The following is a 22,938-nucleotide window of genomic DNA, read 5'->3' as shown; positions in this document are numbered from 1 at the left end:
CGTACAATAGCGGTTTTTCGCAGACGTCATAATCATGAAGAAAGATAAGGTACTCGAAGCCAATCAACTTGCCACCATTGCTGCCAATCTCTTGAATGACGGCATTCTGGAGGCCGACCGCACCACTGCAAAGCGTATTTTCAGAGAGTTGGAAGGAAGCCGAAAAGTGACGCTTACCCATCTTAAAATGGAAGACGGTGGCACCGTCAGAATGGATTTGGCGATGGACGCTAGGGCTTTCAATGGCAGCTTGAACTTCTCCGCGTGGCGCGACGGGGTTCTCGCCTTGGTTGCCCGTTTATCAGACGACCTCAGAGTAGGCAAACCATTGCCAGTCTTTAAGCCTTTAGAGACAGACGAGCCGGCGCTTGATGGTGGCGGCGAATTAAACCTTATTGGTTCTGTCGGGGGGACGAACCATGATGGCATGATCAATGCCATCATGTTGGGGTTGGCCCCCGATCCTGAACGCCCCATCGTGACGTTCAGCTTGGTCTACGTAGATCCCGCTCAGTTTTTATCTGCAGATTCAGCATCGACATCATCGACCAACTGAATCGCGGACGGGGGCACTATGGTGACGGTCTCTTTTTTGCCGGGTGCCATGACGGTTGCTTCGCCCTTTGCGACTTCTTTATTGTCCTGATTTCTAACGATAGTTGCTATGGTTACCCACGGTCTGCTGGCGTGCTTGTCGGTGACCTCCAAGGCAACTGTAAGAGTGTCTCCTAGCGTGACGGGGGCCCGAAATTGCAGCGTTTGTCCAAGGTAAATAGTGCCTGGACCGGGTAGCTCCATGGCGATAGCCGCTGATATAAAGGCACCTGTAAGCATGCCATGGGCAATGCATTCGCCAAACTGGGTGGTGGCGGCATACTCTGGATCGAGGTGAACCGGGTTGTGATCGCCTGAAACGGCAGCGAAAAGCTCAACTTCGCGGGTTGTCACAAGGCGGCTGTAATCAGCGGTATCCCCTACGTTGATTTCGTCGAAAGTCAGGTTGGTGATCTGGGTGGTGTCGGACATACCGTTCTCCTAATTTGAAGCACTTTGAACTGTAAATGTTACTGAAGTTGTAAGGGTGGCAGGTTGACCCCGTGGCACGCAAGACAACATGATGCGATCCAACCTATTTTTTATAATTTAACTGAGGATTTTATGACGCAGGCAGATATTAACCAAGTTATTGCGGATCGGCTCACTGCCTTGGAAATCCCTACTGATATCAACACTCAAGCATTTCCCAACATCATTGCGTTATTCGACGATGCTTTAAAAAGGCATGAAAATGCCACGGCTTGTACTAGCTTGGGGCATTCCTTGAGTTATCGCGAACTGGATGTCCTCGCTGGAAATTTTGCCGCTTGGTTGTCCCATGAATCTGGCTTAGCAACGGGCGACAGAATCGCTGTTCAGATGCCCAACCTCATCCAATATTTTGTCGTTGTATTGGGCGCACTGCGTGCGGGTATGGTCGTAGTCAACACCAACCCACTCTACACAGAACGAGAAATTGAGCATCAATTTAACGATGCTGGGGTGAAGCTACTCGTGGTACAGGCCAATGTCGCGCAGCAGGCGGCTGCTGTCTTGCCGAGGACAGGCGTTGAAAAGGTGGTAATAACCGAGTTGGCAGACTTACACCCACAACCCAAACGTTTTTTGATCAACTTTATTGCCAAGTATGTTAAAAAATTAGTGCCGCCATTTTCGATTCCCAATGCGTTAAAGCTCAGGGACGTGTTGTCAGCTGGTCGAAAACATCCCGCTGTACCGGTTGCTCGTGTGCAGGCAGATGACTTGGCTATGCTCCAGTACACCGGTGGCACCACAGGCGTTGCCAAGGGAGCGATGTTGTCCCATGGCAACCTCGTGGCTAATGTACTGCAAGCAGATGCGCTCTTTGGTAGTTACCAACTTAAAGGGCTGGGTGATACCTTTGTGCAGCCGCTTCCGGTGTATCACATTTATGCCTTCACGGCGTCTATGTACGCCCTATACGTCGGGGCACACACGGTTTTAATTCCCAATCCTCGTGATCTCAAGTCGGTGGTTGACGTCTTCAAGACCTTCCGCCCCCGTCTATTTTTTGGGCTGAATACCTTATTTGTGGCGTTGACCAATGACGCTAACTTCAGAAGCTTAGATTTTACCGAGTTAAAGGTGACGTTTTCTGGTGGCATGGCCCTCACTGAAGACGCTGCCAATGCCTGGGAGCAATTAACACAATGTCCTGTTTCAGAGGGATATGGACTTACAGAGACTTCGCCCGTCGCAACTGGTAACCCAGGAGGCGCCCAGCAGTTGGGCACCATTGGCTTGCCGGTACCCAAAACCGAGGTGCGCGTTATCGATGCAGATAATCAGCCGCTGGGATTTGATGATGCTGGAGAGCTCTGTATTCGAGGCCCTCAGGTCATGCAGGGTTACTGGCAACGCCCTGAGGCGACGGCTGAGGCGATTGATGCCGATGGATGGTTTCTAACTGGTGATGTCGCGGTTATTCATCCTGATGGCTACCTCAGGATCGTTGATCGTAAAAAAGACATGATTGTTGTTTCGGGATTTAACGTTTACCCCAATGAGCTAGAGGATGTTGTCAGCAAACACCCCGGAGTCTTGGAATGCGCTGCTGTGGGTATTCCCGATTCGAAGAGCGGTGAGGTGATCAAAATGTTTGTGATTCTTAAAGATCCAGCACTGACCGAGGCAGCGTTAAAGGATTTTTGTAGAACGCAGTTAACGGGATATAAAATCCCTAGACACATCGAATTTCGCGACGAATTGCCGAAAACGAACGTTGGAAAGGTGTTGCGTCGGGAGCTGCGAGAATCAGCTTGATCGCTGTTTTGATCAGTAATTTTGATGCCTGAAAAGATGAAAGATGCTCCGGTCCGCATTATTCCTAAGCCAATCCATTTCCCCGACGATTTGCCGGTTTGTGAACGTCGTGAGGAAATTCGTGAGGCGATAAAACAGCATCAAGTTGTCATTATTGCTGGCGAGACCGGTTCGGGTAAAACGACGCAGATACCGAAAATTTGTCTTGAGTTGGGAAGAGGGCAAGAGGCCCGGATAGGGCACACCCAACCCAGACGCTTGGCTGCACGTAGGGTCGCAGAGCGTATTGCTGACGAACTGGGCTCAGAGTTGGGGGGGTTGGTGGGCTATAAAGTTCGCTTCAACGATTCTGTGGCACAAAGTACGGCCATCAAACTTATGACTGACGGTATCCTGCTTGCGGAATTGCAGCGAGACCGTGAGTTACGCGACTACGACACACTGATCATTGACGAGGCCCACGAGCGAAGCCTCAACATCGACTTTATTTTGGGTTATCTCCGAACGTTGCTGCCCAAAAGGCCAGATCTCAAGGTTATTATCACCTCGGCTACTATTGATGTTGATCGTTTTTCCCAACACTTCAACAATGCACCCATCATTGAGGTTTCTGGGCGTTTATTCCCGGTTGAAGTACATTACCTAGGTGACTCGGACGATGCGGAGGACGGCGTTGAGGACCAGATCGTGCGCGCTGTTGATGGCATTGTTGCGGAGAATTTTGGCCCCAGAGGTGATGTCCTAGTTTTCCTGCCTGGAGAGCGCGAAATCCGTGATCTTTCCCGTCGCCTAAAAGGGGATGACCGGCGGCAAATTTTACCGCTTTATGCTCGCCTTAGTGCCGCTGAGCAGAATCGGGTGTTTAAACCTACAGGCAGTGGCATGCGGGTCGTGTTGGCAACAAACGTTGCCGAAACTTCTTTGACGGTTCCTGGCATTCGCTACGTTATTGATCCCGGTACTGCTCGTGTGAGTCGCTACAGCCATCGCACTCGCCTACAGCGACTGCCAGTAGAACGTATTTCCCAGTCGAGTGCAGATCAACGCAAAGGTCGTTGTGGGCGAGTGGCGGCGGGTGTGTGTTTACGCCTGTACAGTGAGCAGGATTTTTTGGCGAGGCCGGAATTTACCGACCCAGAAATTTTACGAACTAACCTTGCTGCCGTTGTATTGAAAATGCTGGAGCTGGGTTTGGGCGAGGTTCAAAAATTTCCTTTTGTGGACCCGCCAGAAGGAAAAATGGTGCGCGATGGCCAGCGGCTTCTCGAGGAGTTGGGTGCTATTTCAGCGCGAGGTAAGTTGACTGCATTGGGGCGAAAAATGGCCAGATTGCCAGTCGATCCCAAGTTGGCACGGATGGTTCATGCAGCCGGTGAGCTAAAGTGTCTAGAAGAAGTTTTGGTGGTAGTCAGTGCCCTCGCAGTCCAAGATCCCAGAGACAGGCCAGCGGAAAAGCGTGCTCAGGCAGATCAAGCCCACGCTCGGTTTAATCATCCGCGTTCCGATTTTTTATCGTGGCTAAATTTGTGGAAGTATTACGAAGAGCAGCGGCAAGCGCTGTCTCAAAATCAATTCCGAAAGTTATGCCAGCGCGAATTTTTGTCATTTCTGCGTCTGCGAGAGTGGCGGGAGGTTCATGCTCAGCTGGTCATTGCGTGCAGGCAGGTACAACTGCGACCGCGTGTTGAACTCAATGATGAGACAGATTTTGAGGGGGTCCATAAAGCGCTGCTGTCAGGATTGTTAGGGCAAGTCGCTCAACTCGACGAGGGTAGAAAGTATAATGCCACTCGCAACAGGCAGGTCCAGATATTCCCGGGGTCAGTTCTCCATAAAAAACCACCGAAGTGGCTGGTCGCAGCCGAAGTTGTCGAAACCTCACAAGTTTATGCCAGGCAGTGCGCCGCTATAGACCCCAAATGGTTGCTTCGAATCAATCCCCAGATTCTCAAGCGTCACCATTATGAGCCAGCGTGGCAGATGCGTTCCGGTCGAGTCATGGCTGTCGAGCGAGTGACACTTTATGGGCTCACGATTAGTGACGGTCATCGGATCCATTTCGGCGATGTCAATTCAGTGGTAGCACGAGAAATTTTTATCAGAGACGGTTTGGTCTTGGGCAATTATCGGAAACCGCCCGGGTTTCTCAAGGCGAATCTGAATGCCATTAGAGCGGTTCAAGATCTTGAATCACGGACTCGCCGTCGAGACCTGCTCGTTGACGAGCAAGCACTCTTTAATTTTTATGCAGAACGAATTCCTGATCACTGTGTTAGCGCCAGCAGCCTCGAAAAGTGGATTAACCAGCTGGCGGACGATAAACAGCTTCGGCTCGATCAGTCACAGATTCTTACTCGAGATCCCGGTGAGGCGGTTGCGGATCAATTCCCCTCTGAGCTGGAGTGGCGAGATACGACTTACCGCTTGAAGTACTGTTTTGAGCCAGGCCGAGAAAATGATGGAATCTCGGTGACAGTCCCATTGCCCTTACTGAACCGTGCCCCACGCTATCGGTTTGAGTGGCTGGTTTCAGGATTGCTGAGAGAAAAATGTATTGCTTTGGTTAAAGGCCTGCCCAAAGCTAGCCGCAAACAATTGGTGCCAGTGCCGGATGTTGTTGATGCGGCACTGGCATCGATGCAATCCGATGACGTGGCGCTTTGCTCAGCACTAGCGGCTGCGTTGCGCAAAACTCGTGGCGTTGTTATCGCTGATGAGGACTGGGATATCCAAGGGTTATCTGAGTTTTATAGGGCCAATATCAGAGTGGTCGATGAAAGAGGAAAATTGCTGGCCCAAGGTCGAGATATGGCAGCGCTGGTGGCGCAATTTCGTGATGGAGCGGGGAAGGAGGAGTCCAGCGAGCCCGCTAATTCCCCCGCACAACATCAGGTTAAAAGCTGGACCTTCGGCGAGCTGCCCAGTGTCTGGCGCACAACAGCGGCGGGTATGAAAGTGGAGCGATTTCCTGCCTTGGTAGATCACGGCGATCGTGTGGCCATTGAGCTCCATGATTATCAGCCAGATGCAACCTTATTGCATAGACGTGGCGTTGCGGCCCTAGCGATGACTTGCAGCAGCCAGACGGTAAAATATCTGCGCAAGCAACTGTTTGCCGACAATAAAGCTTCCCTGGCATTAGCGGGCAGTGGACTAGATCGAGTTGGGTTGGTGCGTGAGACGATTATGTCGAGCCTGCTCGAGATTTGGGGTGAAACCCTGCCTCGAGACGAGCCGTCATTCACTCAAAGTGTTAACTCAGCGAAAGGTCAATGGGTACCCATGGCCCTTAATAAAGAGCAGCTAATGATCAACTTCTTGCAACCCCTTGCTGAAGCCCAAAATCTCCTCAATCAACTCAAAAAGGTGGAGTTTTCGGCGGCAAGAGCCGATATCGCAGGGCAAATTCAGTATCTATTGGAGCCGGGTTTCATGGTAATGAACCCGGCCTATTGGCTTGAGCAGTATCCGCGTTACGGCAAAGCTTTATTACATCGTATTCAACGGCTCAATGGGCAAACCGAAAAAGATCAAAAGAGTTTGCGATTACTGCAACCCAGTCTGACACGATTGGAGGAGGCCGCTAAAGGCTATCCAGGCCTCGCCTCCTTATCTCCCCCTGCTATGCAATATCGATGGATGCTGGAGGAATTTCGAGTTTCGCTTTTTGCGCAGCAGTTGGGGACGCGTTTGCCCGTTTCTGCGAAACGCCTCGACGAACAATGGCAAAAAGTAAAAAGTTGGCTAATTGAGAACCCAAGGTAACCCTTGATGCGTAAGGTCAATACCAACAGATCTAGTGTATTTGTTACCTCACCCTCGTAGCGATGCCTTAGGTTTGATAGTGTCTGCTCCATTACACTTTTTGGTGTCAACTTTCCTGACATGGGGCAAAGCAAAAGAGGGGCTAATGCGTAATAGTTTATTCGCTTGGGTATTGCTGACGACGTCTTTTGTTGGCGCTTCAGCGTACGCTACAGAGGACCCACTGGAAGGCTTCAACCGAGCCATCTATGGGTTCAATAATGGCGCTGACAAATATGTAGTCAGACCTATCGCGGTCGGTTACGAGGCAGTTCTACCTACGCCAGCTAGGATGGGCGTCAACAATTTCTTTAGAAATTTGATCGACGTCAATGCGGCTCTCAATGCGTTCCTTCAAGGGCGTTTCACGTATGGCGCTAACAATCTAGGACGCGTTGCTGTTAACTCAACGCTGGGATTTTTCGGTGTTTTTGATGTCGCTAGCCACATGGAAATTCCGCAATATCAAACAGACTTTGGACATACTCTGGCGACTTGGGGTGTTGCGCAAGGCCCCTTTGTCATGTTGCCTTTCTTGGGCCCCAGTACTTTGCGTGGCACCGCAGGAACACTGTTTGATGCCTATGCCTCACCCACAGGCCAAATCGGTGGTCGGGACGCGCAATGGGGACTCAGGGCTATATCTTTAGTGGACATTCGCGCTGCCCTGTTGGGCGCGGACGAATTGCTATCTGGGGATCAATATATCTTTCTCAGAGATGCTTATATGCAGCGTCGCGAGCTGCTAACTAATGATGGTGCCGTGTCCGATGATTTTTCCGAGTTTGACGAAGACTGGGAAGGAGACGATCTCTGAAGGCCTTAACAACAGGCCCAATTCATGAGCAGTGATACTGATGCTAGGAGCGTACTGATTGTTGATGATCAGTTAGCGAGGGCGAAGCATTTAGTCGATATCCTAGAAATGGCGGATTTTCAGTTTGATGTGGCTAACGAGGTGCCCGATTTGGAAGGTGCGCTGGGTCCCGAAAGCCCGTGGGACTGTGTGCTTTGTCATGCGGGTCTTTCTAATGTGTCATGGGCCTCTGTACGCAGAGCCATGCGCAACTTCGATGTGCAGGTGCCGGTCATTGTTATTGCTGATGAGCAAGACGTTGACTCGATGAAAACCGCGTTGGGTCTTGGTGCCACCGACTTTTTTGTTAGGCCTAGGACGCGTCCGGGGCTTTTAAAGCGCTCGATAGAGCGATGTGTTAACCATCGGCACTTGCAGCGAGAACTGAAAGCTAGCAAAGAAGACGTCGAACGCAGCAATACTGAGCTTCGCCATTCCCTACGAGTTTTGGAGCAAGACCAGCAGGCTGGCCGCCAGGTTCAAAGAGCTTTGCTGCCCTCGGGTGCTCTCCACAAGGGGGACTATTGGTTTAGTCACACCATCGTTCCCTCTCTTTATCTTAGCGGAGACTTCACTGACTACTTCAGCGTCGGTGATGATGAAATTGTATTCTTTCTAGCCGATGTGTCTGGACACGGAAGCTCATCAGCTTTCGCGACAGTACTGTTAAAAAATCTCTTCGCGCGAAAGCGATCCGACTTTTTGCGCCAAGGCGACTATGCTGTAGTAAGTCCTCGTAAAATGCTGGAATTTGCTAATCACGAATTGCTAGAGTTGGTGATTAATAAATACGCAACGATGATAGTAGGCGTCTTAAATGTGAAAACACATCAGCTCACGTACAGTGTGGCGGGACATCTTCCTCACCCCGTGCTGCTGGACGGGGATGGTATTCGGTATTTAGAGGGGGAGGGACCTCCAGTAGGACTCATCCCCGACGCATGTTACACCCAGCATCAGATCGTGTTGCCTGATCATTTTGTGCTGGGCTTGCTGTCTGATGGCATTCTTGAGCTTTTGGGTAGTGGCAACTTAATTGAAAAGGAAGCGCTACTTCTAAGCCGCTTGGAGGGACCTTTGGAGAGCCCTAGGTCACTTGCAATGAGACTGGGCTTAGAGACGGTAGATCCAAATCATCTTCCTGATGATGTAGCCGCTTTGTTTATAACGCGAGGCTTCAGTTGAGCGATTGCCAAATCCGAGCGGGGAGTAATGGGGGAGCACACGTTCTTAAGCTGCAGGGTGATGTACGCTTGGTCATGTGCACTGCTCTCGATGAGTATTTTGAAAATATGTTTTCAGAGCCCGATTTTCTGTCTGTTTGGGTTGATGTGACAGAGGCGACGGGGCTGGATAGCACAACCCTTGGAATGCTCGCCAAGCTCGCAATCAGCACCAAGGCAAAGTTTGGATTTAAACCTGCGATTTTCAGCTGCGACCCCAGTATCGATCGGCTGTTACAAGCTATGGGTTTCAGTCAGCTTTTTGAAGTTCGTAGTGAAAGGTGCGATATGGAGTGCTGTCGCGATTTACCCGCACGAAATGCGAGCGAAGATGAAGTGCGTCTCAAGGTTATTGAAGCGCACCGCACGCTGATGGGTCTCAATGAAGCAAATCATGACGCATTTCAAAACTTGGTCATGACCCTAGAGGCTCAATGATCTCTCAATAGTATGTGTTCTAGGCTCACCTGATCTGCAGCAAATCGCCGGATACCATCTGAGAGCTTATCAGTCACCATGGCATCTTCATTGGTCTGCCAGCGAAATCCTTCCTCGGTCAACGGGGGGGGAGCATTCAGGGTGCTAGTCGTCGGCATCAGTGCTCTTGCCAACGTGTCATGGTTTTCGCTCATGGCTTCCATTAGATCTGGGCTTATTGTAAGGCGGTCGCAGCCGGCCAAGGCCTCTACTTCACCGACGTTGCGGAAACTAGCTCCCATAACAACGGTGTCATAGCCATGGTTTTTGTAGTGGTCGTATATTCGAATCACAGACTGCACACCTGGGTCTTCGCTTGGTTGCGTCACTTTGAGGTCGGTGTTCGCTAAGTACCAGTCAAGAATCCGTCCCACAAAGGGCGAAATCAGGAAAACACCAGCGTCGGCACAGGCCTGAGCTTGAGCAAAGCCAAAAACCAGCGTTAAATTGCACTGAATGCCCTCGCGTTCGAGAATCTCTGCCGCGCGAATGCCCTCCCAAGTTGCGGCAATTTTGATGAGAATGCGCTCGCTGCCAATGCCTCGTTTGTCGTATAGAGCCATTAATTCACGCGCTTTTAACACCGTAGCCTGAGTATCAAAAGAAAGACGCGCGTCAACCTCCGTGCTGATTCTGCCGGGAATCAAATTGATGATTTCAGCGCCAACGGCAACGGAAAATTGATCACAGGATACCGACTCAGAGTATTTCCCTGCCTTCACAGTTGCGATCAGGTTTTCGAATCGCGGCATTTGTGCTGCTTTCAACAGCAAAGACGGATTAGTCGTCGCATCCTGTGGTTGCAGCCGTTCAATCGCACCAATGTCGCCTGTATCAGCCACGACATCAGTCATGGCTCGAAGTTGGTCAAGTTTGTTCATTATGTTTACATCCGTGAGTTGGTGTTTGTGCGGACAAAGGTCGTGGAGCTATTCAACCACAGATTCTTTACCATGGCGCTGCGTTACCTCTGCTAAAGCCGCCAGTAATACGCCAGAATCTGCATCGCTTAGGTGCGCCTGTTCGCTGAGTGCCCTGCGAAAAAGACGGCCGCCAGGTTGTTGGTGGAAGAGCCCTAGTATATGTCGTGTTACGTGGTTAAGCCGGCCGCCATTTTTCAGGTAGGCGTCTACGTATTCAGACAGCTCGGCGATAACGGCCTCTCGACTGATGGCTGGATCCTTTGCGCCGAAAAGCCTTGAGTCGACGGAGCTCAGTAACCATGGCGTCTGGTAAGCGGCTCTGCCAAGCATGACCCCGTCGACTTCAGTCAAGTGCGCTTCACACTCGTCAAGGCTTTGAATGCCGCCATTTAAAACAATAGTTAGATGTGGAAATTGCTTTTTTAGGGCATAGACCCATGCGTAGTTAAGCGGGGGGATTTCCCGATTTTGCTTGGGAGATAAACCTTCCAACCAAGCTTTTCGGGCATGGACGATAAAAACATTACATCCGCCCTCGGCGACAATACCTACAAAATCGCATAATTCGTCGAAGCTCTCCTGATGATCAATGCCGATGCGCTGCTTGACGGTAACGGGTATTTCCACGGCCTCTCGCATGGCTGCTACACAATCGCGAACAAGTTCAGGCTCTGCCATGAGACACGCACCGAAACGCCCATTCTGTACTCTGTCTGACGGGCAGCCACAGTTAAGGTTAACTTCATCATAGTGTCTAGCTGCAGCCAACTTTGCGCACTGGGCTAAATCCTGAGGGTTTGCTCCACCCAGTTGTAAGGCCAGAGGATGTTCTGCGCTGCCATAATCTAAATGCCGATCAACATCGCCGTGAAGAAGTGCTCCTGTCGTTACCATCTCGGTGTAAAGCCGACTTCGCTGAGTGAGCTGTCGCCAGAAGTGTCGACAATGCCGATCTGTCCAATCCATACAGGGTGCTGTGCAGAACCGCCAAGGTGATGGCTCGGTAAGATTGACTCGGTCGAGAGGCGCTAAATTCATGGTCATAGGGTAGAGTAGATCGGTGTGCCAGTGCCAGTGCTAGCACGTACAATAGAGCGACCTTGAGGCGGATTCCTGGTAAATGTCTGATAAGTTGATTTGTGCTGTTGCCTTGTTTTTCGTAATAACGGTTCATATGCCTCCAGTGCTTGCTCAAACTGACGGCGATGTGTTGGTCACAGAAACCATTGTGGCCAATGAGAGTAGTGCTGATACGGCATTGGGCCGCTACATAGCCGATAAAGCCCGTGCTTTCTCTGAGTCTGATATTGAGTTTTCTCGATCCCGAGGAAACGCCCCATTTTTGCCGGTTGCTTATGTTGGTACGTCTTATTACGACGATGCCACGGTACGCGAGTTTCCAACGCCCGGAAGCTCTGTCCGGTATCAGGAAAGCACGGTCAGCGTTGCAGGAGGATTGCCGGTTCTTCTTAACCAGACGGATACGTTAGTTTTAGGTTTTTACGCGAGTCACAGTGAATTTACCGTCGACGCCCCTTATCTGAGCAGCGCAGAGGAATTTCGTGTCGATGCGGCAGCGGTAGGCGTGGGTTACCTCACACAATGGAGCGAAGATTGGCAGCTGATGGGTTTTTTGTTGCCCTTCTATAACGATAATACTCTCGAGAATGGGGCATCTTATTGGCAGACCATGGGTGGTATCTTTACCCGTTATACGGCCTCAAATGACCTTTGGTGGATGTTTGGTGCCTTTGCAAGTACCTCGCCATTCGACAAATACTGGCTGCCGTATGTAGGAGTCTCTTACACAATTGATGAGGAATGGACGATCAGCGGTATTATGCCTTGGCCTCAGGTGATCTATGCGCCGTCACCCGATTGGTTTGTTGCTGTTGGCGGCATGATTTCAGGGTCTGGTTGGGCCATCGACGCCCAGCAGGGTGCGGCAAGCCGAGATATCAACGCTTTTGATCTTGGTGTCGATTTTAGTCGGCGCATAAAAGGAAGCTTGTGGGCCTCTATTAGTGCCGGTGTCGGGGGGTTGAGAGCACTACAGTTTGATGACGGGAGTGAGGTCGAGGGTCCTAGTTTTGATGTTTCCCGAAGCCCATTTATTCGCTTAAATTTAGCAATAAGACCAGGCGAGGCTTTTTAAGGTTACGGTCGCATTTTTGTAGCGCCCAAGTGGTGCTGCCATACGAGGGTTTAAAATATGTTCGAGACGTCACACATTAATCGTCGACGAGTGATTCAAGGAATGGGGCTTAGTCTGGGGTTAGTCTCCCTGCGAGGATTTGAGGTGGCTGCGGCGGCACCCGCCCATTTTACCCATGGTGTTGCCAGTGGCGATCCGTTAAGTGATCGAGTGATCTTATGGACAAGGGTGTTGCCGGGCGATGGCGCTCTTGTGACGTTGACGGGACGTTGGGAGGTTGCTGAAGATTTGCAGTTTAAACGCGTTGTCATCAGCGGCGAAACGACCACCGGTCCGGAGCGAGACCACACGGTTAAGGTGGATGCAACGGGACTGCAGCCGGCTACCAACTACTGGTACCGCTTTGTTTTCAATGGCGTGACCTCGGCGGTTGGTCGCACGCGAACACTGCCGGTTGGTGCGGTAGAGGCTTTTAGTTTGGCTGTTTGTTCCTGTTCGAATTATCCCCAAGGCTATTTCAATGCTTACAGAGATATCGCTCAGGCAGATATCGACGTGGTGATGCATCTTGGAGATTATATTTATGAATATGCTCAGGGTGTATATGCGAACCCTTATGTGGTGGACTCGTTAGGGCGAGCTGTAGTGCCTGAGCATGAGATACTGGTATTGGAGGACTATCGTCAACGCTACGGTCTCTATCGCACCGATGAAGATCTGCAGGCCGCACATGCGGCTCACCCTTGGATTTGTGTGTGGGATGATCACGAATTGGCGAACAACACATGGCACAGTGGGGCTCAAAACCACAGTGATGATGAGGGGGATTTTTTCGCTCGCATGCAAATGGCACGAAAGGCCTACCATGAATGGATGCCGATTCGAACGCCGGCGCAAACTGATCAAGGTCCGATTTATCGATCTTTTCAAGTCGGAGATCTTGCCGACATAATCATGCTCGATACACGACTTGAGGGGCGTGACGAGCAGCTTGATTACAGGCGTGACCTCCTTGACGCCAAGCGCACGCCTGAGATTTTTGAAGAGACATTGCGTCGAAATTCTGAGCGGACTTTGCTGGGTGAAGAGCAGTTCCACTGGCTCGCGAATCAATTGGCGGCAAGCAAAGATCGTGGGGCGCCTTGGCAATTTTTGGGACAGCAAGTGTTGATGGGAAAAATCAATATTCCTCAAATGACTCAGGAGCAACTGGCCTCACTGACATTGCCTGAAGAGGTTCGTAGCTATGTGCTAGGTACATTGCAGTTGGGCGCATATGGTCTGCCATTGAATCTCGATGCATGGGATGGCTATCCAGCAGACCGGGAAAGAGTGTTCAGCTTACTGCTAGAGCTGGCGAATAATCCTGTTGTTGTAGCGGGGGACACTCACAACGGCTGGGCTTTCAATTTACAAACCGAAGCGGGTGTTCCTGTGGGTGTCGAGGTGGGATGTCCGGGTGTCACTAGTCCAGGATTAGAAAGCTACTTTCCTTTGCCCCCCGAACAGATGGCCGCCTTGCTGCAAGCGAGCAGCCCTGAATTGGTGGACTTGGATACTAGCCATCGTGGGTGGTCCAAAGTAACTTTGACGCCCGAAGCAACGGTGAGTCAGTGGCGGTTTGTCAGCACTGTTCTCGATCGCGAATATACTGTCAATGAAACAGAACCCTTAGTTGCTAACGTTGATGCCAGACGCTTCAGTTAAATATTAGGTCGGCAGCACTATTACGAACTTGGCACCGTGCTCGGTATTTGACACCGAGAGGGTGCCGCCGGCGTCCTTAATAATTCCGTAGGAAATTGACAAGCCTAGTCCGGTGCCTTTGCCCACTTCCTTTGTGGTGTAAAAAGGGTCAAAAACGCGCTCAACGATACTTTCTGGAATGCCGCCGGCCGAATCCTCGACTGAGAGGCAGATGGTTTTGTCAGCAGATAAATACGCCTCAATTAGAATCCACTGGTCACCCCGATCGTTATTTTTGGCAATGATGGCATCTTGTGCGTTGTTGATTAGGTTTAGAAGCACCTGTTCCAGCCTAACGGGATGAATTTTGCAGTCTGGTAAAGAAGCCGCAAGCTCTGTGCGGAAAGTGATGCTTTTGAGTCTTAAGCTTGACTCGATGAGTAGGTGCGTGTCTTGAACGACTGTGGCTATATTCGCGTCGGCCTGCTCCTCATTAGCTAATCGAGCAGATTGACGCATGTGGCCAGTGATCATTGCTGCGCGGTCAACTTGTTGAGTTATTCGGTCTAGTTTCGCTAGCGTCTTTTCAGTTGTTAGCGCCTTATTACCCTGAACCTGCAGCGCCAGATTGCTTGCGGTGAGTTTTATCGCTTGTAAGGGCTGATTGAGTTCGTGGGCGATGCCTGCGGCCATCTCACCAAGCGTTGCTAACTTAGTACTTTGTTCCAGCTGAATTTGTCGTTCATGCTCTTCAGTATTGTCAGTCACAGTCAGGATCGTATTGTTTCCCTCCAGGGCTTGGACGCTCAAGCGTAATCGCCGGCCTTGCTTTGTATGTATTGCTACAGGCGCTCCTAAACTACGGTAGAAATTTTGCAACTGCGCCTCGATTGATTCTCCACTGCTTACATTCATGCGAAGAATTCCAGGCGCTATTAATTCAAACAACTTATCGACACTTAGGCCTTCAATTTTTGGTTGAGAAGTTAAATCAACTAACTGTGAGAAAAAGGCATTGGCGAAAGTCACTCGTGCTGAATTGTTGACCAGGACGATGCCGGCGGCCAGTTGCTCTACAGCAGAACCCAGTGCCTGAACGGTGCTTTCATATTTAAATTGTCGAGTTAGATCTTTTATAAAGGTCAGGAACACTTGCTGTCCGTTAATTTCTACGTCACGGACTTCAATTCTGGCGGTGAAGGTTTCGCCGTTTTTTCGTACCAATGAGGTATTGACGTTCCGAACGGTGGAACCCAGCGGCTTGAATCGGGACTCGGCTACCAACCGATGCCCAACATCGGCTGGGCGTCGGTATGGAGCTATTTCCATGATGTTCCGGCCTTTGAGCTCTGCCAGGGAGTAGCCGAAGAGCTGCTGCGATGCTGCATTCAGGTTTATAACGCGGCCATCCTGCGATATGGTGACAACGGCCTCAGAAACAGAGTCTAGGGTTGCCTGTAGTATGTCTTGGGAGTTTCTCAGCGCTGTAATGTCGGTACGAAAGCCAGCGAGAAAGCCACTTGAGGTGCGAGATTCAACAACGTTCATCCAGCGACCGTTGTCCAGCCTTACGACTTTTTCGGATTCCGATTTACGGTGTGCTTCTAAACGCTCAGCAATCCACGCCTCCTCCTGACCGACAGCGTCTGGATACATGCCGACTTGAATTCCCCTGCGAAGGGTTTGTTCAAAAGTGACGCCCCTTTGAAGCGTCGGCTTGAGTCGTTGATCTAGGTCTCTATAGTGTCGATTGCACATAAAAAGGCGGTCGTCCTCGTCCCATACGACAAAAGCGTCTGGCGCCTCATCCACCGCCTCTTGAAGTATTTTGAGATCCTCGAGAGACCTAAACGTGTAGTTCACGTATTGCTGTAAAAAATAAATGATGACACCGCTAAAAAGCGCGATGTAGGCGGTTCTTAGAATCCAACGATAGTTGGAATTTAAAACCCAGTCTGCATTGGCCACATCCGGAAGCTGACCTGTGAGCCTCATGGAAAGAAAGCTGAGCAAGACGACTACAGCTAGACCTAGCTGAATTAGGGCTGTTCGTCGGGAGAAGAAAATGGTGCCCAACAGAACCAATAACGGTAAGTTGAAGGTCGTGACTGCGCCTAAGCCTTGGTTTGCCAGCCCAAAGGCAAGACTAACTAAGAGTAAGGCCTGTGTTAACAGTGCTCTGAATTTATAGGAATGGCCAAGAGCTGTGAGGTAAAACGCGGGCGTTCCCAGAATAATAACGCTCCAAACAGCCCATGTAATAGAGGGTATTTCATAGGCTGTGTCGGTGGCGTAGCGCATCATCATGATAGCGAACACAATAAAGTGTGCACTGAAAATGAGCCAATACGCTTTCGTAGCGAGTGAGGTTAAAAACTGGTCTCTTTCATTTGTTCCCATGATTTTTACCCAGCAAATCCCTGTGCTGTCCATGCGAACCGGCGTTCGCTACGTAGTGTTGCGGCCTGTACCTTAATACTGAGGCTTATCCTCAGCAATAGAAAAAAATGGCATTTTATAAAGTTGATACGGGCCATTTGGGGCTAGTTTTGTAGTCTGTTTCTGCCGGCGGGTGCCAGAGATCTGACCTTCGGACTTTTTAGGGGGGGGTGAGAGGGGGTTGTTGTGCGGCTACTGTTGGCTCACAGAGGGCTTTTTAGCGCGAAATGGGAACGGTGCCACATTAAATTTTAGTTTACAGTTATTGGGATTATTTCAATGAAGGAGGGCGAACACCATGTCCTATATAGGTCAAACAGCATTAATCACTGGCGGTAGTTCTGGAGTCGGTGCTGCGACGGCTTTGCAGCTCGCACAGCGGGGCATCAATGTAGTTGTTAATTACAACGTCTCAGAAGCTGGCGCTTTGGCCGTCGTAGACAATGTTATTAAGTGCGGTTGCGATGCTCTGGCAGTTCAGGGAGATGTGAGTAAAGAGGAGGATTGTCGGCGCATTGTTGGGCAGACTCTAGAGAAATTTGGGCGACTCGATATATTGATAAACAATGCCGGCACAACGACATTTATACCCCATCATGATCTTGAGGGGCTGACTGAGGCGATCTGGCATCGAACTCTGGGCGTCAATCTTATGGGCGCGTTTTTTATGACGCGTGCGGCCGCACCTTACCTGCGCGAGGCTGACGCGGGTAAAGTCGTCATGACATCAAGTATTGCTAGCGTGACAGCTAACGGCAGCTCTATTGCTTATTGCGCTTCAAAGGCAGGGATGAACAGCTTGACAAAAACCCTTGCTAGAACGCTGGGAAAAGAGGGTATCCAGGTAAATGCCGTGCTGCCTGGTTTAATTGATGGTGACTGGGCTTTTAATACCTGGGGCGGTGGTGACGAAGGGCAGTACGACGAGCTGAAGGCTGCTTTTTCCGAGCAAACACCATTGGGGCATGTAGTCACACCAGATGATGTTGCCGATGCGATTCTATCTTTCGTTACTGGGTCTCGTTATGTTACGGGCCAATTGTTAACGCTCGATGGTGGCTTTACGTTGTAAATAGGGCCGGTGGCGTGTTGTTCCAACAGAATGCGTGAAAAGTGCATAGGCGGTTATGGTTTTAGCCGTCTAGCTGAAAGTCACTGACCTAACGCAAGCTCCGCATCGGAGTGCCAAGGGATCGTATCGGTTGAGGTTGGTACTAATTGGGTGGCGTTTCTGCGGATAGCTGCTCTGGCGACACAGCCATCCGTAACGAATTCAATACACTTATACCTGAAACCTCGACCCTCGCGATTACATCATGGCCACGCCTGGAATACTGGACAGTAGTGACTGGGTGTAGGGCTCTGCTGGATTGTTGAAGACCTGTTTCACCGGTCCCGCCTCGACAATCTTACCGTGATACATAACAAGCACCCGATCAGCAATATGTCGAATAACCGCCATGTCGTGAGACACGAACAGCATGGTGAGGTTGTGCTCGCGTCCCAAAGCCATCAACAAATCGAGAATTTGGGCTTGTATGGTGACATCGAGAGCTGACACTGGCTCATCGGCCACAATGAACTCTGGGCGAGTGGCAAGGGCTCTGCCAATGGCGATGCGTTGTCGCTGTCCACCAGAAAACTCATGAGGGTATTTACGAATGAAATTTCTGGCGAGACCCACGTCGTCCATCAGTTTGGCGATGTGCTGGTCGAGTTCGGCGCGCTGGCAAACGTTATGCAATAGCAGCGGTTCCGCGAGCGTATCGTAAACCGTCATGCGCGGATTCAGTGAGGCAAAAGGGTCCTGAAAAATCATCTGCATACGGGAGCGAAAATCTTTAAGGTCGCGACCTTCTAGGCCCGTCAGCTGGATTCCATCAAAGGTTATCTGTCCGCCTGTTACAGGAGCCAGTCGCATAATCGATCGGCCCAAAGTCGACTTTCCGCTGCCAGACTCACCGACTAATCCCAGTATTTCACCACGGTGAATATCAAAGCTCACGTCATCGACAGCTTTGACCGGTTCCGTTTTACCACTGCCGTGGAACCAAGTGCGAAGGTTTTGGACATTGATCAACGCGTCGTCTTTGGCTTCCTCACTGTCGCGCTCGCCAGACGGAATCGCCGCGAGAAGTTTTTGAGTGTAGGGATGTTGTGCATGATTAAAAATAGCGTCAGGGGCGCCACTTTCGACAACTTCGCCTTGCTCCATGACTACAATCTGATCGGCAATATCGGAGACCACAGCGAGGTCATGGGATATGAATAAAACGCCAATATCACGGTGTTTCTGCAGATCGGCAATGAGGCGCAAAATTTGTGCTTGGATGGTGACATCCAACGCCGTAGTGGGTTCATCTGCAATGAGTAGTTTGGGCTCGTTGATTAAAGCCATGGCGATCATGACGCGTTGACGCATGCCGCCAGAGAACTCGTGAGGGAAACTATCGAACGTGCTGTCGGGACTGCGTATACCAACCTCGTTGAGCAATTCTATGGCACGAGTTTTGGCATCTGCCCGAGAAAGGTTGCGGTGTACTAGCAGTGGCTCGATTAACTGTTCGCCAATGGTGAGATAGGGATTTAAACAGGTCATTGGATCCTGAAAAATCATCGCAATGTCACTGCCACGAATCTTCCGAAGTTCTGCTTCTGATAGTGTGAGTAAGTTTTGACCTTCAAAGCTGGCGACACCACCGTCGATACGGCCTGGCGGAGAGGGTATTAAACCTAGCAGGGCGTAACATGACACCGACTTGCCAGACCCCGACTCACCAATGATTGCCGTTATTTGCTTTGGCTCTACCGTGAAGCTCACGCCCTTCACGGCTTTTGAGGTGCCGTTTCGAGTGACAAAACTGACTTCCAAATTTTCTACATTCAGTAAGCTCATCAGTCTTTAGACCCCCGGACATCGAGTGCATCACGTAGCCCGTCACCCAGGAAGTTCAGGGAAAATAACGTAGTGGTTAGTGCCAGCCCAGGGAATATGAGCAGCCAAGGGTACTCTTCCATGGTCTCGGCTCCGTAGCTAATCAGTAAACCCCAAGACGTTTGGGGCGGCTGGATTCCCAATCCCAAGAAGCTTAAAAATGCCTCTAAAAGCATCACCGAGGGAATTGTGAGGGTTGTATAGACAATAATGGGACCCAGCGCGTTGGGTATGACATGCCGGCGGATAATTGCCGCGGGAGAGAGACCTAAAGAGATGGCGGCCTCGACAAATTCTTGCTGCCGCAACGACTGAACCTGCGAGCGCATAATGCGGGCCATTGTCAGCCATTCGACGGCACCAATCGCCAAAAATAGCAGTAGCACGTTGCGACCAAAGACCACCATTAACAACACGATAAATATCATGAAGGGTAGGGCATATAAAATGTCGACGATGCGCATCATTACGGCATCGACGCGACCTCCGACATAACCGGCAATAGCGCCCCAAGTTACCCCAATAAGCAGGGCCACGGCGGTTGCGATGAACCCTACCGCAAGTGATACGCGGCCTCCGTACATCACCTGTGTCAGCACATCTCTTCCAAAAACGTCAGTTCCCAGCCAATGCGCGGCAGAGGGAGGTGATGCGCCGAGGTCAAGGTTTTGCGCTTCATAGCTGTAAGGCGCCAACCATGGAGTCAGTAGGGCTACTACGATGAACAGAAGTAGGGTAATGCCGCCACCAACGGCCATTTTATTTTTACGCAGTCGCTGCCAAGCATCGCGCCAGAGGGAGGCGCCCATCTCTGCGTTTTCCAGCAGATCTGCGGGCTCGCTCGATTGGAGAGTTGTCATTGGCCACCTCCCGACAGTTGGCTGCGCAGCCGTGGATTGAGCCACGCTGCTGCAACATCACTGATAAGGTTAAACAGCACGATGAGCGAAGAGAGGAATACCGTGGTGCCCAGGATCATGGTGTAGTCGCGATTAAAGGCAGCCTGAACGTAGAACCGGCCCAACCCTGGAATTTGAAAAATGGTTTCAACGACAAAAGATCCGGCGAGTAGCCCGGCAAAGGCGGGGCCAAGGAACGCAATGACCGGGATAAGTCCACCGCGCAAGGCGTGCTTGCCCACCACTTGCCATTCGGGTAGCCCTTTGGCTCGAGCCGTGCGGATATAATCCTGGGATAAAATCTCCAGCATGCCTGCTCGAGATAACCGTGCCACATAAGCCGCATAGGCCGCCCCGAGCGTGATGGAGGGCAGTATTTTGTCTCCTGGGATCGATCCCCAGCCTGAGATCGGGAGCCATTCAAGATAAATACCGAAAACGAGTACTAACAAAGGCCCCAACAGGAAAGAGGGCATACAAATGCCAATCATTGCCAAACTCATGGGAATGTAGTCCTGCCGGGTATTGGGTTTGAGAGAGGCTAGGACACCCGCCGTAACACCAATGATCAAGGCAATAAGTAGGGCATAGAAGCCCAGCTCCGCTGTTACAGGAAGCCCCGAGAACAAAATTTCATTAACGCTGCGGCCAGGGTACTTAAAAGAAGGCCCCAATTCGCCCTGAGCTAGGTCCGAGAGGTATGCGAAGTATTGTTCGTGTAACGGTAAGTCCAATTTGTATTGGGCTTCCAGTGCTCGCTTGACTTCGGGGAGCACCACTTTCTCAGCATCAAAAGGCCCGCCGGGTGCAGCCCTAACCAAAAAGAACGTGGCCGTAATCACGATAAAAATAACCGGTATGGCCTGCAGCAGTCGGCTAATAATAAAACGCAGCATTAGTTCACCTCCCCGGATAGCGTCTGCTCGGGGTGGAGTTTGACGTACTTTAGGTTTAGTGAATCCATAAGATTGGGATACATACCTTCTACGCTGGGGTGGATGAGGTGTTTACTGGTATAGGTGTAAATAGGGATGATCGGCATCTCCTCCATGAGCATGGTCTCTGCCTCTGTAAACAGGGCATAGCGCTCTTCCCGTGATTGCGCTCTAGGTGCTCTTTGAAGAATCAGGTCGTCGTAAATGGGGTTGCTGTATCCGGTGTTGTTGTTGCCACCGTCGGTAATAAACAGGTCTAAAAAGTTGTTGGCATCAACGTAGTCTCCAATCCAACCTCGTCTCGCTACTTGGAAATCGCGCTGGGACACCGAGTTGAGATAAACCTTCCACTCTTGGTTTGCCAGTGTGATGTCGACGTTAAGCTCTGACTTCCACATTTGCTGAATGGCCACGGCTATTTTTCGGTGTGCCTCTTGGGTATTGTAAATAATCTCGAGTCCCGGCCAGCCTTCGCCGTTAGGGTACCCAGCCTCTGCGAGCAAGGCGCGGGCTTTGTCCGGGTCGTAGCTGAATACTTGAGGTGGGAAATAGCCTAGCGTGTCTGGAGGCGTAATGCTGTAGGCTGGCACGGCTGTTTCCTGCAGTACGCTGCGCACAAGTTTCTCTCGATCTACCGCCATCGAAAGCGCTTGTCTGACTTTGACGTTGTCTACGGGGGGACGCTCGGTATTGACCAAATAGTAATAGGTCCCTAGGTAGGGAGATTGCAAATAAGGTGTGTTGGGCCGCTCGCGGTAGACGGGAATTTTATCGAGTGGTACCACCGCGGTGTAGTGCAGTTGCTCGACTCTAAACATGCGCTCTTCGCTGACCACGTTCTCAGTGGGGTAAAACACCACGCCGTTTAAGCTTACCTTGTCTCTGTCCCAATAGTGCTCGCTCTTGGCCATTTTTATGTGCCGGTTGAGTGCCCAATCTGTTAACACAAAGGCGCCGTTGCTCACCATGGAGCCGACCCGGGTCCAGGGCGTAAAGCGATCGGTCATCTTGCCAAATTTAAGCAGCGTTTCCGGGTGCACGGCAAAGGTGCTGTAGTGGTCCATGAGCTGAATGAAATAAGGCGTCGGGGCATTTAGGGTGACTTCTAGGGTTGTGTCGTTTAACGCTTTTACTCCAACCTCGGTGAAGTCCTTAATTTTACCCTTGGCGTAAGCCTCGGCATTTTTAACGGGGTACAGCATGTAGGCGTAGAGATTGCCGGTTTCCGGGTGCAGTGCCCGATTCCAACTCCACACATAGTCGCTGGCAGTTAGTTGCTCGCCGTTCGACCAGCGCGCTTCAGGATTGAGGAAAAAAGTGATCACTTTTCCCTCGTCGCTGAACTCCCAGCGTTGAGCGACACCGGGCTCTGGCTCAAGCGTAATGGGATTTTTAACCGCCAGCCCTTCAAACAATGCCCTGATGAGGTGGTTTTCAGGAACGCCCGTCACTACGTGGGGGTCTAGGCCCTGGGGTTCAGCGCCATTGCCGTAGTGCAAGATTCCGGTGCGGTTGCCTTCAAGTACGTTACTCTCGCCGGCACCGCAGGCCATTAAGCTAATGGCGATTACCATCGACAAAAGGGTTCGAAGTAATCCCCCGGGGACATTTGTGATTTTCACGTGGTCTCTGCCTTCATTGCGAATTCTGGAATGGGCGCTGCATCACCCTTATAGGACCCAAATGGTCCTAAAATTGTGGTGTGCACTATGCCATAGGAGGAGGTCTTCTTGCAGCCCTGCGCTTAGGGCCATGAGCACCAACG

Annotated in this window: 17 protein-coding genes; 9 read left to right on the top strand and 8 right to left on the bottom strand. The window is 50.9% G+C overall.

The window, feature by feature from the left end:
- Positions 1-34: 34 nt before the first annotated feature.
- On the top strand, positions 35-556 hold the full coding sequence (locus tag ACMAZB_RS10445) for a hypothetical protein (RefSeq protein WP_435217002.1): 522 nt from the start codon (positions 35-37) through the stop codon (positions 554-556).
- Here the strand turns inward: ACMAZB_RS10445 and ACMAZB_RS10440 are convergent.
- On the bottom strand, positions 511-1,026 hold the full coding sequence (locus ACMAZB_RS10440) for a MaoC family dehydratase (RefSeq protein ID WP_435211640.1): 516 nt from the start codon (positions 1,024-1,026) through the stop codon (positions 511-513). The two genes, ACMAZB_RS10445 and ACMAZB_RS10440, sit on opposite strands and share 46 nt — an antisense overlap.
- 132 nt (positions 1,027-1,158) lie before the next feature.
- Here ACMAZB_RS10440 and ACMAZB_RS10435 point away from each other — a divergent pair, with 132 nt between their 5' ends.
- From ACMAZB_RS10435 to ACMAZB_RS10415, 5 genes are all read left to right on the top strand, one after another.
- The gene (locus ACMAZB_RS10435) at positions 1,159-2,841 is read left to right on the top strand and encodes an AMP-binding protein (protein WP_435217000.1); all 1,683 of its coding nucleotides are present in this window, start codon (positions 1,159-1,161) and stop codon (positions 2,839-2,841) included.
- 24 nt (positions 2,842-2,865) lie between these two features.
- Complete coding sequence (hrpA, locus tag ACMAZB_RS10430; RefSeq protein WP_435216998.1) at positions 2,866-6,606, top strand: ATP-dependent RNA helicase HrpA; 3,741 nt, start codon at positions 2,866-2,868, stop codon at positions 6,604-6,606.
- A gap of 145 nt (positions 6,607-6,751) precedes the next feature.
- Positions 6,752-7,462: an MlaA family lipoprotein gene (locus ACMAZB_RS10425; RefSeq protein WP_435216996.1), complete on the top strand. Its 711-nt coding sequence runs from the start codon at positions 6,752-6,754 to the stop codon at positions 7,460-7,462.
- Between the two features lie 24 nt (positions 7,463-7,486).
- Positions 7,487-8,686, top strand: coding sequence for a PP2C family protein-serine/threonine phosphatase (locus ACMAZB_RS10420; protein WP_435216995.1), 1,200 nt, complete (start codon positions 7,487-7,489; stop codon positions 8,684-8,686).
- The gene (locus tag ACMAZB_RS10415; protein ID WP_435211631.1) at positions 8,683-9,162 is read left to right on the top strand and encodes an STAS domain-containing protein; all 480 of its coding nucleotides are present in this window, start codon (positions 8,683-8,685) and stop codon (positions 9,160-9,162) included. The genes ACMAZB_RS10420 and ACMAZB_RS10415 overlap by 4 nt, the downstream gene beginning before the upstream one ends.
- On the opposite strand, the gene tal is transcribed toward ACMAZB_RS10415, so the two are convergent.
- Both tal and dusA read right to left on the bottom strand, forming a co-directional pair.
- The gene (tal, locus tag ACMAZB_RS10410; RefSeq protein ID WP_435220075.1) at positions 9,156-10,085 is read right to left on the bottom strand and encodes a transaldolase; all 930 of its coding nucleotides are present in this window, start codon (positions 10,083-10,085) and stop codon (positions 9,156-9,158) included. The two genes, ACMAZB_RS10415 and tal, sit on opposite strands and share 7 nt — an antisense overlap.
- A 45-nt stretch (positions 10,086-10,130) precedes the next feature.
- Positions 10,131-11,162: a tRNA dihydrouridine(20/20a) synthase DusA gene (gene dusA, locus ACMAZB_RS10405; protein ID WP_435220074.1), complete on the bottom strand. Its 1,032-nt coding sequence runs from the start codon at positions 11,160-11,162 to the stop codon at positions 10,131-10,133.
- 82 nt (positions 11,163-11,244) lie between these two features.
- Here dusA and ACMAZB_RS10400 point away from each other — a divergent pair, with 82 nt between their 5' ends.
- On the top strand, positions 11,245-12,279 hold the full coding sequence (locus ACMAZB_RS10400) for a hypothetical protein (protein ID WP_435216994.1): 1,035 nt from the start codon (positions 11,245-11,247) through the stop codon (positions 12,277-12,279).
- A 57-nt stretch (positions 12,280-12,336) separates the two neighbouring features.
- On the top strand, positions 12,337-13,986 hold the full coding sequence (locus ACMAZB_RS10395; RefSeq protein ID WP_435216992.1) for an alkaline phosphatase D family protein: 1,650 nt from the start codon (positions 12,337-12,339) through the stop codon (positions 13,984-13,986).
- Between the two features lie 3 nt (positions 13,987-13,989).
- Here ACMAZB_RS10395 and ACMAZB_RS10390 read toward each other — a convergent pair whose 3' ends face one another.
- Positions 13,990-16,365 carry a PAS domain-containing sensor histidine kinase gene (locus ACMAZB_RS10390; RefSeq protein ID WP_435216991.1) on the bottom strand — a complete coding sequence of 792 codons (2,376 nt, stop codon included), beginning with the start codon at positions 16,363-16,365 and terminating at the stop codon, positions 13,990-13,992.
- 337 nt (positions 16,366-16,702) lie between these two features.
- Here ACMAZB_RS10390 and ACMAZB_RS10385 point away from each other — a divergent pair, with 337 nt between their 5' ends.
- The gene (locus ACMAZB_RS10385; RefSeq protein WP_435216989.1) at positions 16,703-17,476 is read left to right on the top strand and encodes an SDR family NAD(P)-dependent oxidoreductase; all 774 of its coding nucleotides are present in this window, start codon (positions 16,703-16,705) and stop codon (positions 17,474-17,476) included.
- Positions 17,477-17,713: 237 nt separating this feature from the next.
- Here the strand turns inward: ACMAZB_RS10385 and ACMAZB_RS10380 are convergent, their stop codons facing one another.
- Genes ACMAZB_RS10380 through ACMAZB_RS10365 form a run of 4 tightly spaced genes read right to left on the bottom strand, consistent with a single transcriptional unit; the run spans position 17,714 to position 22,747 of the window.
- Positions 17,714-19,300, bottom strand: coding sequence for an ABC transporter ATP-binding protein (locus tag ACMAZB_RS10380; RefSeq protein ID WP_435216988.1), 1,587 nt, complete (start codon positions 19,298-19,300; stop codon positions 17,714-17,716).
- Positions 19,300-20,199 carry an ABC transporter permease gene (locus tag ACMAZB_RS10375; RefSeq protein WP_435211620.1) on the bottom strand — a complete coding sequence of 300 codons (900 nt, stop codon included), beginning with the start codon at positions 20,197-20,199 and terminating at the stop codon, positions 19,300-19,302. Before ACMAZB_RS10375 ends, ACMAZB_RS10380 begins: the two co-directional genes overlap by 1 nt.
- Positions 20,196-21,134 carry an ABC transporter permease gene (locus ACMAZB_RS10370; protein ID WP_435216986.1) on the bottom strand — a complete coding sequence of 313 codons (939 nt, stop codon included), beginning with the start codon at positions 21,132-21,134 and terminating at the stop codon, positions 20,196-20,198. Before ACMAZB_RS10370 ends, ACMAZB_RS10375 begins: the two co-directional genes overlap by 4 nt.
- The gene (locus ACMAZB_RS10365; RefSeq protein ID WP_435220073.1) at positions 21,134-22,747 is read right to left on the bottom strand and encodes a peptide ABC transporter substrate-binding protein; all 1,614 of its coding nucleotides are present in this window, start codon (positions 22,745-22,747) and stop codon (positions 21,134-21,136) included. The genes ACMAZB_RS10370 and ACMAZB_RS10365 overlap by 1 nt, the downstream gene beginning before the upstream one ends.
- Positions 22,748-22,938: the final 191 nt, after the last annotated feature.

The organism is Luminiphilus sp. nBUS_07 (assembly GCF_051201685.1).
Lineage (GTDB): Bacteria > Pseudomonadota > Gammaproteobacteria > Pseudomonadales > Halieaceae > Luminiphilus.
Note: the sequence above shows the minus strand (reverse complement) of the source record. Positions and strands in the feature narration are given on the sequence as shown.

Coding starts and splice junctions, on each gene's coding strand:
- ACMAZB_RS10395 (WP_435216992.1), top strand. CDS start 12,337: ATGTTCGAGACGTCACACATTAATCGTCGACGAGTGATTCAAGGAATG.
- ACMAZB_RS10440 (WP_435211640.1), bottom strand. CDS start 1,026: ATGTCCGACACCACCCAGATCACCAACCTGACTTTCGACGAAATCAAC.
- ACMAZB_RS10365 (WP_435220073.1), bottom strand. CDS start 22,747: ATGGTAATCGCCATTAGCTTAATGGCCTGCGGTGCCGGCGAGAGTAAC.
- ACMAZB_RS10385 (WP_435216989.1), top strand. CDS start 16,703: ATGTCCTATATAGGTCAAACAGCATTAATCACTGGCGGTAGTTCTGGA.
- ACMAZB_RS10375 (WP_435211620.1), bottom strand. CDS start 20,199: ATGACAACTCTCCAATCGAGCGAGCCCGCAGATCTGCTGGAAAACGCA.
- ACMAZB_RS10390 (WP_435216991.1), bottom strand. CDS start 16,365: ATGGGAACAAATGAAAGAGACCAGTTTTTAACCTCACTCGCTACGAAA.
- hrpA (WP_435216998.1), top strand. CDS start 2,866: ATGCCTGAAAAGATGAAAGATGCTCCGGTCCGCATTATTCCTAAGCCA.
- dusA (WP_435220074.1), bottom strand. CDS start 11,162: ATGAATTTAGCGCCTCTCGACCGAGTCAATCTTACCGAGCCATCACCT.
- ACMAZB_RS10380 (WP_435216988.1), bottom strand. CDS start 19,300: ATGAGCTTACTGAATGTAGAAAATTTGGAAGTCAGTTTTGTCACTCGA.
- ACMAZB_RS10425 (WP_435216996.1), top strand. CDS start 6,752: ATGCGTAATAGTTTATTCGCTTGGGTATTGCTGACGACGTCTTTTGTT.
- ACMAZB_RS10445 (WP_435217002.1), top strand. CDS start 35: ATGAAGAAAGATAAGGTACTCGAAGCCAATCAACTTGCCACCATTGCT.
- ACMAZB_RS10435 (WP_435217000.1), top strand. CDS start 1,159: ATGACGCAGGCAGATATTAACCAAGTTATTGCGGATCGGCTCACTGCC.
- ACMAZB_RS10370 (WP_435216986.1), bottom strand. CDS start 21,134: ATGCTGCGTTTTATTATTAGCCGACTGCTGCAGGCCATACCGGTTATT.
- ACMAZB_RS10400 (WP_435216994.1), top strand. CDS start 11,245: ATGTCTGATAAGTTGATTTGTGCTGTTGCCTTGTTTTTCGTAATAACG.
- ACMAZB_RS10420 (WP_435216995.1), top strand. CDS start 7,487: ATGAGCAGTGATACTGATGCTAGGAGCGTACTGATTGTTGATGATCAG.